Annotated in this window: 10 protein-coding genes and 1 pseudogene; 3 read left to right on the top strand and 8 right to left on the bottom strand. The window is 32.5% G+C overall.

Going from position 1 to position 13,907, the window contains the following annotated elements; translation table 11 throughout:
• Positions 1–39: 39 nt before the first annotated feature.
• Positions 40–708 carry a Crp/Fnr family transcriptional regulator gene (locus PQF96_RS28195; protein ID WP_109438078.1) on the bottom strand — a complete coding sequence of 223 codons (669 nt, stop codon included), beginning with the start codon at positions 706–708 and terminating at the stop codon, positions 40–42.
• A 213-nt stretch (positions 709–921) separates the two neighbouring features.
• On the opposite strand from PQF96_RS28195, the gene PQF96_RS28190 reads away from it, so the two are divergent.
• The gene (locus tag PQF96_RS28190) at positions 922–1,104 is read left to right on the top strand and encodes a hypothetical protein (RefSeq protein ID WP_271770354.1); all 183 of its coding nucleotides are present in this window, start codon (positions 922–924) and stop codon (positions 1,102–1,104) included.
• A gap of 131 nt (positions 1,105–1,235) precedes the next feature.
• Here PQF96_RS28190 and PQF96_RS28185 read toward each other — a convergent pair whose 3' ends face one another.
• The 7 genes from PQF96_RS28185 to PQF96_RS28155 all read right to left on the bottom strand — a co-directional run bounded on the left by PQF96_RS28185 (position 1,236) and on the right by PQF96_RS28155 (position 13,070).
• Positions 1,236–3,503: an aconitate hydratase gene (locus tag PQF96_RS28185; protein ID WP_271770352.1), complete on the bottom strand. Its 2,268-nt coding sequence runs from the start codon at positions 3,501–3,503 to the stop codon at positions 1,236–1,238.
• Positions 3,504–3,707: 204 nt separating this feature from the next.
• Positions 3,708–6,485, bottom strand: a complete 2,778-nt coding sequence (locus PQF96_RS28180) for a bifunctional aconitate hydratase 2/2-methylisocitrate dehydratase (RefSeq protein WP_271770350.1) — start codon at positions 6,483–6,485, stop codon at positions 3,708–3,710.
• A 628-nt stretch (positions 6,486–7,113) separates the two neighbouring features.
• Positions 7,114–7,545: a hypothetical protein gene (locus PQF96_RS28175; RefSeq protein WP_271770349.1), complete on the bottom strand. Its 432-nt coding sequence runs from the start codon at positions 7,543–7,545 to the stop codon at positions 7,114–7,116.
• 187 nt (positions 7,546–7,732) lie between these two features.
• Positions 7,733–8,689 carry an AAA family ATPase gene (locus tag PQF96_RS28170; protein WP_109438073.1) on the bottom strand — a complete coding sequence of 319 codons (957 nt, stop codon included), beginning with the start codon at positions 8,687–8,689 and terminating at the stop codon, positions 7,733–7,735.
• A 1-nt stretch (position 8,690) separates the two neighbouring features.
• Positions 8,691–10,199, bottom strand: coding sequence for a peptidylprolyl isomerase (locus PQF96_RS28165; protein WP_109438072.1), 1,509 nt, complete (start codon positions 10,197–10,199; stop codon positions 8,691–8,693).
• On the bottom strand, positions 10,162–11,010 hold the full coding sequence (locus PQF96_RS28160) for a peptidyl-prolyl cis-trans isomerase (RefSeq protein ID WP_143917750.1): 849 nt from the start codon (positions 11,008–11,010) through the stop codon (positions 10,162–10,164). The genes PQF96_RS28165 and PQF96_RS28160 overlap by 38 nt, the downstream gene beginning before the upstream one ends.
• A 104-nt stretch (positions 11,011–11,114) precedes the next feature.
• Positions 11,115–13,070, bottom strand: a complete 1,956-nt coding sequence (locus PQF96_RS28155; protein ID WP_271770347.1) for a peptidylprolyl isomerase — start codon at positions 13,068–13,070, stop codon at positions 11,115–11,117.
• A 168-nt stretch (positions 13,071–13,238) separates the two neighbouring features.
• Here PQF96_RS28155 and PQF96_RS28150 point away from each other — a divergent pair, with 168 nt between their 5' ends.
• Together PQF96_RS28150 and PQF96_RS28145 are read left to right on the top strand one after the other, a co-directional pair.
• Positions 13,239–13,691 (top strand): SRPBCC family protein, encoded by a 453-nt coding sequence (locus PQF96_RS28150; protein WP_271770345.1) that lies wholly within the window; start codon positions 13,239–13,241, stop codon positions 13,689–13,691.
• A 21-nt stretch (positions 13,692–13,712) separates the two neighbouring features.
• Positions 13,713–13,907 (top strand): annotated as a pseudogene (locus tag PQF96_RS28145) (GNAT family N-acetyltransferase); the annotation flags it as partial.

Raw genomic sequence — 13,907 nt, 5'->3', positions numbered from 1 at the left:
TATTAACAACTATACTTTTAAAATGTTAGCCATCTAACATTAGGCAACAATTTTTAATCGAATTTCTTTTCTATTAAAATCGATAATATTAGATTCTTTTAATTCGTTTAGAATGATATTTAAGGTAGGTCTTGATGTTCCTATCAAGTTTGCGATATCTTTTTGAGTGTAAGGATGTTCTATTACCATATCTCCTGTATCAGGACAGCAATGTCCATAATCCTCTTTAAGTTCGTTTAAGAATTCTAACAATCTTGTTTTAGTATCTTTAAAAAGAAGTAATTGCAATCTTCTTTCTAAACGTTTAAAACGCATACCAATAAATTTATAAATTCTAAGACTAAAAGATTGATTATCTCTCATAAGCCCGTGCATGGTTTCTACTCCAATAGGACAAATAGAAGTTGTATTATCCACAGATTGAGCAAATTCTGTTCTTATATTTTCTCCTAAAATAGCTTTTTCTCCAAAAATCTCTCCCTTAGTTAAGATTGCTTTTACGACTTCGCAACCATCTTCTGCATAATATCCTATCTTAACTTTTCCTTTTTCGATAAGATATACTTTATTAGCAGAATCTTCCTCAAAATAGATATAGTCATTCTTTCGATAAGCGTCAAAATCGTGGTCTTTTTTATACCTTTTAAATTTATGAGGACATAATACTTTGAAGAGGTTTGCATCCTCGAAAAACCAGACAGCACCCATGATGATTATGTTTTAAGATGTTAGTTATGCATTTAAGTCGTAAAACGCTTAGCATCCTTACATTATTATTTACACAACTTTATTTAAAGTTTTATAAACTATATCATATTAACATTACTCTAATAATTTCCTTTAGAAAAAGCATTATTTTAGTGTAAAGACACATTCCCTGAGTGTTTTATTTAAGTTCGGGGAGTATTACACAAAAACAATATGAAAAAAACACTTTTAAATTTTGGAAAAAGCTTAAACAGAGCTCAACAAAGGAAAATTAACGGAGGTGGACCTTGCAGTGGTTACACAGGACCTATAGTAGTTTCTTGCAGTGAATATGAAGCACTTCCTCCAGAATACAAATTTTGCGTTATGATTAGCGTAGAATGCTTTCCTATTTAATTAATCACCATTTTGAAGCACTACATTATTTCTTATTCAAAATAACTTAGAAATATATGATAGCTTAAAATAAAAACTCCTAAAATTTAAATTTTAGGAGTTTTTTTATTTAATAATTTATTTATCTCTTATTAATTTTGTTTCTTGATTAAGTTCAACGCAGACCCCTCTCTAAACCAATCTATTTGCGAATCATTATATGTATGATTAAGCATAATAGTATCACTAGAACCATCAGCATGGACAACTTCTAATGTTAGTTGTTTACCAGGAGCAAATTGATCTAAATCTGTAAAGTTAAAAGTATCATCTTCTAAGATCAAATCGTAATCTGCCTCATTTGCAAACGTTAAACCTAACATTCCTTGTTTTTTAAGGTTTGTTTCATGAATACGTGCGAATGATTTCACAATTACTGCACGTACACCAAGGTGACGAGGTTCCATAGCGGCATGCTCACGTGATGATCCTTCTCCATAATTATGATCTCCTACAACTACAGTAGGTACTCCTGCAGCTTTATATGTTCTTTGCACATTAGGTACACCATCATATTCACCGTTCAACTGGCTTTTTACAAAATTGGTTTTTTTATTGTATGCATTTACAGCTCCAATTAAACAGTTGTTCGATATATTATCTAAATGACCACGGTAACGTAACCAAGGACCTGCCATAGAGATATGATCTGTTGTACACTTACCAAATGCTTTAATTAATAGTTTAGCTCCTGTTATGTTTTTACCATCCCAAGGCTCAAAAGGAGTTAATAATTCTAAACGTTCTGAGTTTGGATCTACAGAAACTTCAACACCTGCACCATCTTCTTCTGGAGCTATATATCCAGCATCTTCTACTTCAAAACCTTTTGGAGGTAACTCCCATCCAGTAGGCTCATCAAACATTACCTCTTGTCCATCTTCATTAATTAATTTATCCGTTAACGGATTAAAGTCCAAACGTCCTGCAACTGCTATTGCCGCAGTTAACTCTGGAGATGCAACAAAAGCATGTGTATTTGGATTACCATCTGCTCGTTTTGCAAAATTTCTATTAAAAGAGTGGACAATACTATTCTTAGGTGCATTTTTGGGATCACTATACCTAGCCCATTGCCCGATACAAGGTCCACAAGCATTAGTAAAAATCTTGGCATCTAATTTTTCAAAAATATCTAATAACCCATCTCGCTCTGCGGTAAAACGTACTTGCTCAGAACCAGGGTTAATTCCTAATTCTGACTTCATTTTCAAGCCTTTATCAATTGCCTGCTGAGCAATAGAAGACGCTCTAGACAAATCTTCATAAGAAGAGTTTGTACAAGAACCTATTAATCCCCATTCTACTTTTAATGGCCAATCATTAGCTTTTGCTTTTTCGGTCATTGTATCACCAACTTCTGTAGATAAATCAGGAGTAAAAGGTCCATTTAATAATGGGCCTAATTCAGATAAGTTAATTTCAATTACCTGATCAAAATATTGTTCTGGATTTGCATATACTTCGACATCACCGGTAAGATGTTCCTTTACAGCATTAGCTGCATCAGCGATATCACTACGATCTGTAGCTCTCAAATAACGCTCCATAGATTCATCATAACCAAATGTTGATGTAGTAGCTCCAATCTCGGCACCCATATTACAAATTGTACCTTTACCTGTACATGACATTGCAATGGCTCCAGGACCAAAATACTCTACAATAGCTCCTGTTCCTCCCTTTACAGTAAGAATTTCAGCTACTTTTAATATCACATCTTTTGGTGCTGTCCAACCTGATAACTTACCAGTTAATTTTACACCTATTAACTTAGGAAACTTTAATTCCCAAGGCATTCCTGCCATTACATCTACCGCATCTGCTCCACCAACTCCAATAGCAACCATACCTAGACCTCCTGCATTTACAGTATGAGAATCAGTTCCTATCATCATACCTCCTGGAAATGCATAATTCTCCAACACTACCTGATGAATAATACCTGCACCAGGTTTCCAAAATCCAATTCCATATTTATTTGATACAGACTCTAAGAAATTAAATACTTCACTACTCGTGTTTAATGCAGATTGCAAATCTTTATCAGCTCCTACTTTAGCCTGAATTAAATGATCACAATGTACAGTTGTTGGAACTGCAACTTTGTTTTTACCCGCTTGCATAAATTGCAGCAACGCCATCTGAGCTGTAGCATCCTGACAAGCAATACGATCGGGGGCAAAATCAACATAATCTTTACCTCTTACAAATGCGGTTTCTACTTTACCATCCCAAAGGTGGGCATATAAAATTTTCTCTGCTAATGTTAAAGGCTTACCAGTAACCTCACGTGCCGCATTTACACGATCAGCTATTTGATTGTAGACCTTTTTTATCATTTCGATATCGAATGCCATAGGACAATTATTTTATTTATGTTATCTCTACGAATTTAACAAAAAAACAAATTGAAAACACCCAGAATGCTATTGATTATATCGATTATAAATAAGCAAAAAATTGATAGTACACTTATCACAAAAGAAACATGATTTATAAATAAAAGAAGCCCAAGTTTTCACTCAGGCTTTATTTTTATTTTTAAAAAAGTAACTTAATTACTAAACTACTAATTGTTTTTGTGAGGGTTTAAATTTAGTTAATATAATTCCATCAACAGCAGCTTCATACTCTTCCATAGTAGGCGTTCTACCTAAAATAGCAGATAAAACCACAACTGGCGTAGAAGATAACAGAGATTCTCCTTTTTTATCATCAGCATCTCTAACAACTCTTCCTTGAAATAAACGTGTAGAAGTAGCCATCACCGTATCCCCCGGTTCTGCTTTTTCTTGGTTACCCATACATAGGTTACATCCAGGACGTTCTAAGTATAACATATTCTCATACTTTGTACGTGCCAACCCTTTTGGTGCACTATCATCGAACTCAAAACCTGAATATTTAACTAAAACATCCCAATCGCCTTCTGCTTTTAACTCATCCACAATATTGTATGTTGGAGGCGCTACAACTAAGGGAGCATTAAAGTTAACTTCACCCTGTTGAGCTTCAATGTTTTTTAACATTTGAGCTAAAATTTTCATATCTCCTTTATGGATCATACAAGATCCTACGAAACCTAAATCTACCTTCTTTGTTCCACCATAGAAAGATAATGGTTGAATATTATCATGCGTATAACGCTTAGATACATCTTCATTATTCACATCTGGATCAGCTATCATTGGTTCCACAATCTTATCTAGATCAATGACAACTTCAGCATAATATTTAGCGTCTGCATCTGGTTTTAATGCCGATTTAGTTCCTGTTTTAATTTCAGTGATACGGTTGTTTGCTTTATCAACTAACCCTTTAAGATCCAACTTCGGATTATCCATCCCTTTATCAATCATAATCTGAATACGATCTCTAGAGATTTCTAATGACTCGATTAAAGTATCATCCTCAGAAATACAGATAGATGCTTTTGCTTTCATTTCGGCAGTCCAATCTGTAAATGTAAATGCTTGATCAGAAGTTAATGTACCAATATGCACTTCTATAATTTTTCCTTGGAAAACATTTTCACCTTCAAACTGATTTAACATCTGTTCCTGAGTAGCATGAACAACATCACGGAAATCCATGTAACTTTTCATATTGCCTTTAAAAGTTACTTTTACAGATTGTGGAATTGGCATCGTAGCCTCACCTGTAGCTAATGCTAAAGCAACTGTTCCGGAATCCGCTCCAAAGGCAACACCTTTTGCCATACGTGTATGCGAATCTCCACCAATGATTACATCCCAATCATCAACTGCTATATCATTTAATACTTTATGAATTACATCAGTCATTGCATGATATTTCCCTTCAGGATGACGCGCAGTAACTAATCCGAAGTCATTCATAAACTTCATTAATCTTGGAATATTAGCTTTAGACTTATCATCCCAAACTGAAGCTGTATGACATCCTGATTGATACCCTGCATCTACAATTGGAGAGATTACTGTAGCAGCCATCATCTCTAATTCTTGAGAAGTCATTAAACCAGTAGTGTCTTGAGAACCTACAATGTTTACTTCAACTCTAACGTTAGAACCAGCATGTAATGTTTTACCCGGAGTAGTTCCTACTGCATTTTTATTGAATATTTTTTCAACAGCAGTTAACCCTTGTCCTTCTATAGAGATTTCTTTTGATTCAGCATATACTTGAGGAACATCAATTCCTAAAGTTTTAGCGGCAAACGTTTGTAATTTTTTACCAAAAACGACAGCATAAGAACCTCCTGCCTTGATAAACTCCATTTTTTGAGGAGTCAACGCTGTTGAAATATCTTTTAATTCTTTATCTCCGTTATACAATTTCTTTGTCTTCGTATTTATGGTAAGTACTGTACCTGTATCAACGGAATATGCTTGCTTTAATACTGGTTCTCCATCTTCATCAACGACCGTGTTTCCATCAGCATCTTTTTGCTTCACCCAGTTTTTTAAATCAATACCAATACCACCTGTTACCCCAACTGTTGTTAAGAAAATTGGTGCAATACCATTTGTACCAGCTATTACTGGCGCTATATTAATAAATGGAACATATGGGCTAGATGAAATACCAGTCCATAATGCTACATTGTTTACACCTGACATTCGTGAAGATCCCACTCCCATGGTTCCTTTTTCTGCAATTAACATTACACGTTTATCAGGGTGTTGCTCTTTTAGCGCTAACAATTCATTTTGCATATCTTTATTGTGCTCAAACATACACTGACCATGTAATTCACGATCTGATCTTGAATGTGCATCTGCTCCCGGAGATAATAAATCTGTAGAAATATCACCTACTCCCGCGATATAGGTAACAACCTCTATTTCTTCATCAATCTCTGGTAATTTAGTAAAAAATTCTGCTTGAGCATAGCTTTCAATAATATCTTTAGCAACAACACTTCCTGCATCATAAGCCAGTTTCAAACGTTCTGTATCTGCCTCATAAAGAAAAACTTGCGTTTTTAAAACTTTAGCTGCTTCTTGAGAAACAGCCTCATCATTCCCCAAAGTTAAATCTAATAATACTTCTACTGAAGGACCACCTTTCATATGTGATAATTGCTCAAATGCAAAAGCAGGCGTAATCTCTTCAACAACAGATTCACCAAGAATAATTTCTTTTAAAAATTTAGCTTTTACACTAGCGGCACTTGTCGTACCAGGTAAAGTATTATATATAAAAAAACTAAGGGAATCTTCTCGATGTTCGTTATTCTTATCTTTGATTTGCGAAATAATTTCGCTTAATAACTCAGCTCCATCAATTGGCTTAGGGTGTAATCCCATAGATTTTCTTTCTTCGATCTCCCTGATGTAATCCTTATAAGTGTTCATATAGTATAAAATAGAATTCTTCGAATGTCAAATGTGATTATTTAGATAGCACATAAATTTCCTTTTCTTGCCTCTTGAAATTACAACAATTCAATTTGTATAGTTGTCTCATGACAAATTATAAAATCAGTAGATAAATCTACATCATCCTTACAGCTTGTATATATTCTAATTGTTTTAGTTTTCAAAAGGTGTGAACATAAAACTTTTTCAATATATAATAACAGATATGTAAGACTTTACATGTAATACATACTTCTTCTACAATTCAGGCATATACCATTTTTATCATATTGATATCGAATGCCATATCTTATTATTTTTAAGTATTGAAAAGTCCTGCGAAAATACGAATTTTAAAGGATTTTCTTAAATGAATAGTTCTAATCCTATCTTTTTACGTTTTTAAAAAAAATAGGGGGGTCATTTATCGAAATTCACAAATTAAATTTATGAATACTACAGAATCAATAAAATTTTATAAAAGAAAATACTTGCTCATTAAATCGATTTACGAAAACGTTATAGTTAACTCTTAAAAATTAATTAAAATAATAGCAAAATTGTCTATATATAAAAAATGAAGTCATATTACAACTTCATTTTTATCTGCAAATATTAATTATCCCTATTTACGTCCTCTTTTTTTTTTACCTTTTCTCTTCCTTAATTCTTCATATTGTATCAATTGAGTCTCTGAAAGTGTTGCTTTAAATTTTTCATCCTCTATTTTCATCATCTCTTTATGATTTTTGGACAATTCTTTTTGTTCGGCACTTAAGGTAGAGTCCAAGGTTTTTTTTCTCTCTTTTCTAGAAATCTCACGATTTTTAACAATAGCAAGTTGTTCTTCGGTAAAGGTAGCTTTCATAGTATTTTTATGCTCCTTTCGTAATTTCTTTTTGATTTCTAATTGAGCCTTTTGATTTTCTGAGAGACTTTGATGAAACTCTTTTCTTAATTCTTTACGCTTTACATGTTCTTCATTTGATTGTGCAGAGACTGATGAAACTCCAATAAATACCGAAAACACCAAAGCATATATTACATAATTTTTCATTCTATTATTATCTTTTTATTAAACAATACATTTCTTTTGAACGTTCTATACATTAGACTTTCAAAAATAAAGAAGGTTTAATTTTGATTGACACAATAGTAATTAGTGAAGAATCTGTAAATTTTATTCGTACAAGAGCAAAAACTTTATAAGTTTTTTATATTAAGATAATAATTATAGTAGTTTTTTAGAATAAGCTACTAATCACATCTTCTACAGTTACATTTTCAGCTTCAGCTTTATAATTCTTTATAATTCTATGGCGAAGAATTCCCATAGCAACTGCTTGCACATCTTCTATATCAGGAGAAAATTTACCTTTTACCGCAGCATTAGCCTTGGCAGCAAGAATAAGGTTTTGAGATGCTCTTGGCCCTGCTCCCCAGTCAATATAATTTTTCACTAATTCTGTAGCTGTTTCTCCATTAGGTCTTGTTTTACCAACCATACCTACTGCATATTCGATTACATTATCTGCAACTGGTATTCTACGAATCAGATGTTGAAAATCAATAATTTCCTGTGCTTTAAATAACGAATTAACAGTATTAGTTTTATCTCCTGTGGTACTCTTTACAACATCTACTTCTTCCTGAAAACTTGGATACTTTAATTCTATTGCAAACATAAATCTATCCAATTGTGCTTCTGGCAAAGGATATGTCCCTTCTTGTTCTATAGGGTTCTGTGTTGCCAAAACAAAGTAGGGTAAATCAAGTTTATAATGATGTCCTGCAACGGTTACAGCTCTTTCTTGCATAGCCTCTAATAGTGCAGCTTGAGTTTTAGGAGGAGTACGGTTTATCTCGTCTGCAAGAATAATGTTAGAAAAAATAGGACCTTTAATAAATTTAAAATGCCTTGTTTCATCTAAAATCTCACTACCTAATATATCACTAGGCATTAAATCCGGCGTAAATTGAATTCTTTTAAAATCTAATCCCAGAGCTTGCGAAATTGTATTTACCATGAGTGTTTTAGCCAAACCAGGCACACCGATAAGTAATGCATGCCCCCCAGAAAAAACTGAAAGAAGTATCTGATCGATAACCTTCTCCTGCCCAATAATTACTTTGGAAATTTCTTTTTTAAGTTCTGAATGTTTTTTTACTAAGGTTTCAATAGCTGCTACGTCGTCTGACATATTATTTTTCGTTTTTTAACCAGTTACCACTATACTCGCAGTCTCTGTACTCACCGTTTACTTTTATATAGGTATCCATGATTTTTTCACTCTGCCATTTACGAATAGCGTCAATTTGTTTTTTCCTCAACGCTAATTCTTGTATTTTTCGATAATCATTAGCATAATCTGCTATATGTTCATCATATCGGTTAAGTACTGTAATCAATTTAAACTTTTTTCTACCTTGACGATCCTGATCTGGAATAACCAAAGAGATGTCATTCGTTTTTAATTTGGATACTTGATCGTACAATATAGGGTCAATTTTGGTAAGTTCAAAATGAGTATCTCCTGTAGTTGGATTAAGTAGTTGTCCACCGTCTTCTCTAGTCTCTTTTTCATCACTGAATTTTCTAGCAGCTTCCTTAAATTCAATAGAACCAGAAACGATACTTGTACGAAGAGAATCTATTAATCTTTTAGCTTCGTCTACACTTGCTCTTGTTACATCAGGAACAAGAAGTATATGTCTTACATCTATTTCTTCTCCTCTTATTTTATCTACTTTTACAATATGCCATCCAAAATCTGTTTTAAAAGGTTCGCTTACTTCTTCTTCTTGTAAGCTAAAAGCAACATCTTTAAATTCTTTTGCAAAGTTTGTCTGGCGATCTAATGTATATTTACCACCTGTAGATTTAGATCCCGGATCTTGAGAATACAGTACCGCTTTGGTTGCAAAACTGCTCCCATTCTCAACAATATCTTCTCTAAACTGATTTAACCTATCGATCACCTTTTGTTCTTCCTCTTGAGGAATTTCTGGTTCTATAACAATTTGAGCTAGCTCGAGTTCGGTTCCAAAAAGCGGTCTTTCTTCTTCTGGAATATCATCAAAGAATTCTCTAATTTCTTCTGGTGTGATTTCAATATCTTCAATAATCTTAGCTCTCATCTGCTCTGATAACCTATTTGATTTGTTGATTTCAAAAAGTTCTTTCTTAAAATCTTCTAAGTTATCTTTTTTATAAAATCTTAATACTTTTTCTACAGTCCCCAACTCATTCGTCATATAGTTTAACTGTTGATCAACCATAGAATTAACTTCGGCATCTTTTACTACTATACTATCCTGAACGGCATGATGCGCATATAATTTTGTTTCAAACAAACTTCCGGCAAGCTCACAACGGCTTACATCCGAGGATGAAACTCCTTCACTAAGTAATTGTCTGTAAGCTATATCAACATCACTATCCAGAATCACATTTTCTCCAATCACTGCCGCTACACCATCTATTTTTACTCTTTGGAAAGGTGGTTTTACAGTATCGATTTTTGGATTGATACTATCATTAACAATAGCAGCACTCTGGCCTGCGATGGTATCTTGTTTCACTATGGTATCCTGAGATACTTCTTCAATAATCTCTTGGGAATAAAGTTCTACTCCTACACCAATAATGAACATAACGCAAAGCGCGGTAGTTTTAATCATAGACTTCAAATTGTTTGTTCTCAACTGCATCTCTTGTAATATCTTTTTCTATTTTTTTAATCAGTTCCAGCTTTCTCCTATTCAGGATAATTTGCCGTATTGTAGGTTTTATATACTCTAATGGAGCTATTTCATTATGTTTTAAAACATCTTTTATTTTTACCATATATACCCCAGTAGAATCTCTAAGTTGTATATATTTTCCTTCTTTCAGAAATTTTGTCTTCTCCTGTTTTCTTAAAACTGGTATTTTACTAAACACCTGTTCTAGCTTTATCCAGACAGAATCATTTAAAGAATAGGATAGGTATTCATTTTTTTTTCCTCCTAATTCCTCTACATCCTCTTCATTAAAACGATTTAATTGTCGTTGCGTTGCAACAATATTTCCATAATCAGGTGGCAAATGTAAGTAACGTAATTTTACTAACTCCTCATTGAGATTAAAATTTTTCAAATTTTGATCATAATACGTCTCCAAATCCTGATTTGTTATATCCATATTGATCGCCTTATTAATAACAGCATTCTTATACGCATTGATATATAAAGTACTTTTATAACTTTCTACTAAATCATCAAATTCTTTTAATTCTTCTTCAGTAAGGTTTAGTTTAGCCTTATCAATAAATAATTGACGAGTCGCCCAGGTATTGATATAATTATTGACAATATTTACGCTGTCCGCTTCAGAAGTGTTTTTGGGCACTAGTGTTTTGATGTCCTCTTTATACAAATAGGTCTCATTTACTCTAGCTATTGCTTCTTTTTTAATTTGATTTTTAAAATTCTGGCAAGAAACAACTATTAATAACAATAGTATTAAGTTATAATATTTCACAAGTCTTAATCTTTTTATTTATCCAAAAACAATCCCAAAAATTGTAAAACCAATAATAATTTCGGTTCGAAGTAAATATTTAGAGGTTATTATATTTACTTTATTTATATAGATAATTCTTTTTTAGCCCTTTTTAATATTTTCTTATTGACCTTTACCGAGTATTTTGTTCTCAATTGATTAAGCCATAGTTCTTCTACATTTTCTTGAAAATCATTAATAACTTCGCCTTTGATTTCTTCAAATGTTTTGATCCTTGAAGGTAAGATTTCTTTTATCATAATCAAAGTCACAAAACTCTCTCCTTCTGTAATCATTATTTTCCCTTTTTCTGGAGACAAATCTTTAGGGAATGTATCCTCACCTTTTATGAATTCCTCTTCAGAAAAAATCACTAGAACAATATCATCCTTATTGATTTCTTTTTTGATTTCTTCTATTGATTTTTGAGTTTTTAACAACTTCTCTACTTTAGTTATCACTTCTGGTTTTGAAGAAGAAGCCTTGACTACCTTATACGTTTCATTCTGTGTATACTTATCTTTTTGAATCTCGTAAAATTTCTTAAGCCCAACAGAATCAGTCTTAGATACATTCCATATTTTAGATTCCATAAGATCAAAAAGTAAAAGTCCGTCACGATATTCTCCAATGACACTTGCAAAATCTGGATTATCTTCTTCAAGATGATTCTCATAATATTCTAGTAACGAAGAAGATTCAAATCGATCGTACATTTCTTCTAGAAAAACAGAAACATCTTGGTAACCAGCTACCCTGCCCTGATTGTTCTGTAAGAATTTTGCAAAATCCATGTATGAAAATCCTTTTTCCTTTATCCTAAAAAATTGCTTCTCTAGATTCTTATCCTCAGGAATATTCCATTCTGTAGTAAGAAAAGTATCAGGAACAATTTTTTTGAAATACGAAACAGCCTCTTCATTTCTGTTGATGGAATACTTTTCTTTTAGTGAATTAATAAATGATACGGTAACGAGTTTAGATCTGCTATCTCTCTTCACTTTTTTGGTAAGCTCTTCTTTTTGTTCTTCAAAAGTTTTTGGAGGATGTTTCTCTATTAACTGAATAATATGCCAACCATATTTTGTTTGTATTGGCTCAGAAATTTCATTTTTTTCTGTTAAACTAAATGCTGTTTTTTCAAATTTCTCTGAATTTAATGCTCCTTGTCCGAAACGTCGAATTTTACCCCCATTAATAGCTGTACTGGGATCATCGCTATACTGTTTTGCCAAAGAAGCAAAAGAAATTCCTTGTTGAAGTTGCTGATTGATTTCCTGAACTCTACTCTTCGCTTCTTCTGCTGTTCTATTTCCATTAATAGCAACCATTATATGTGCCACTGTGACTTCTTCCCTTTTTTTCTCTCTACCATTAACTTTTACAATATGATATCCAAATTGTGTCCTAAATGGTTCAGAAACTTCACCGACCTTAGTTTTAAATGCTGCATCTTCAAATGGGTATACCATTCTAAAAGCAGAAAACCATCCCAAATCTCCACCATTTTTGATGGCAGATGGATCCTGGCTATAGGCTTTGGCTACAGCATCAAATGAATCTCCATTAATAATCTTATTTCTGGCTTCAATTATTTTTTCATAAGCTGCTATCGTATCTTTTTCTAATGCATTTGGTTTCACAGTGATCAATATATGGCTTGCATGTATTCGCTCCAATGATCGATCATATGCCTCTTTTATCAACGCATCAGACGTTTTGGTATCTGTAAGGTATCCCTTTGCTAATTGCTTTCTATACCCATCTAATTCCTTTAAATAACTCTCTTTCTTATCTAAACCAAGTTTCTTTGCTTCCTTGAGTTTTAGTTTATAGTTTATAAAAAGATCTAAATATTCATCTACATCTTTTTGCGAATCGTCCTTAACAAGATCAATATTTTTTAGATATACCTTTTTAAATTCGGAAATATAAACCGGAGAATTATCTATAGTAAATAATACATCTTTGGGTTCCTGAGCATAAGTTAATGTTAAAAAAACACCTCCTAAAAAAAACAATAATGACTTTTTGCGCATGATTTGTGTATAATGAAGTCCTCAATCGGACAAAAATAATAATATTAAGACGTTTTACAAGCTTCTTTTCTAACGACATAAATACTGCTGTAGTATTAGCTTTTAAAATTTTTATGATCTACGTATATTGTATTCAAATTACACAACTAACAAACAATAAATCACACAATGGAATATACACTAGACATAGAGATCAAATTACCTAGAAATCAGGTGATTGAAAAATTCGACAATGAAGAAAACCTAAAATATTGGCAAAAAGGTTTTATAGGCATGGAACATCTTAGCGGTCAAAAAGGAAAAACGGGAGCTATTTCAAAATTAACGTACAAAATGGGTAAACGAGAAATAGAAATGATTGAAACAATTACTTTTCTTGATCTTCCTGAGGCGCTTCACCTTACATTTGATGCTAAAAATGTATATAATATTCAAGAAAATTATTTTGAAGAACTTTCTAATGGAAATACAAAATGGACTTCAAAAAATGAATTCAAATTTAGTGGTTTTATGAAGTTTATGGGATTTATCATGCCAAGTGCTTTTAAGAAACAGTCATATTCGTATATGCAGGATTTTAAATCTTTTGCTGAAGAAGGAAAAAGTGTAATCAACAATTAGTAATTCTAAAATTGATAAAGATTGATTGAAATTTTAAGTAAAAAAACTATAAATTCTTATATCTCAGAAGATATCCAAAAGTTATTTAGACAGTTAAGCCATAATAAAGTACAAATCCCAATAAAAGACCTACTATCAGAAACAAACGACTCTCTAATTTTTGCTTGCTATACACTAAATAAAAAAATAGTCGGAATTGCTTCATTATGCTCTTAC

This window comes from Aquimarina algiphila, assembly GCF_947494415.1.
GTDB lineage: Bacteria > Bacteroidota > Bacteroidia > Flavobacteriales > Flavobacteriaceae > Aquimarina > Aquimarina algiphila.
The sequence above is the reverse complement of the archived record's forward strand: the minus strand, read 5'-3'. Positions and strand labels throughout refer to the sequence as shown.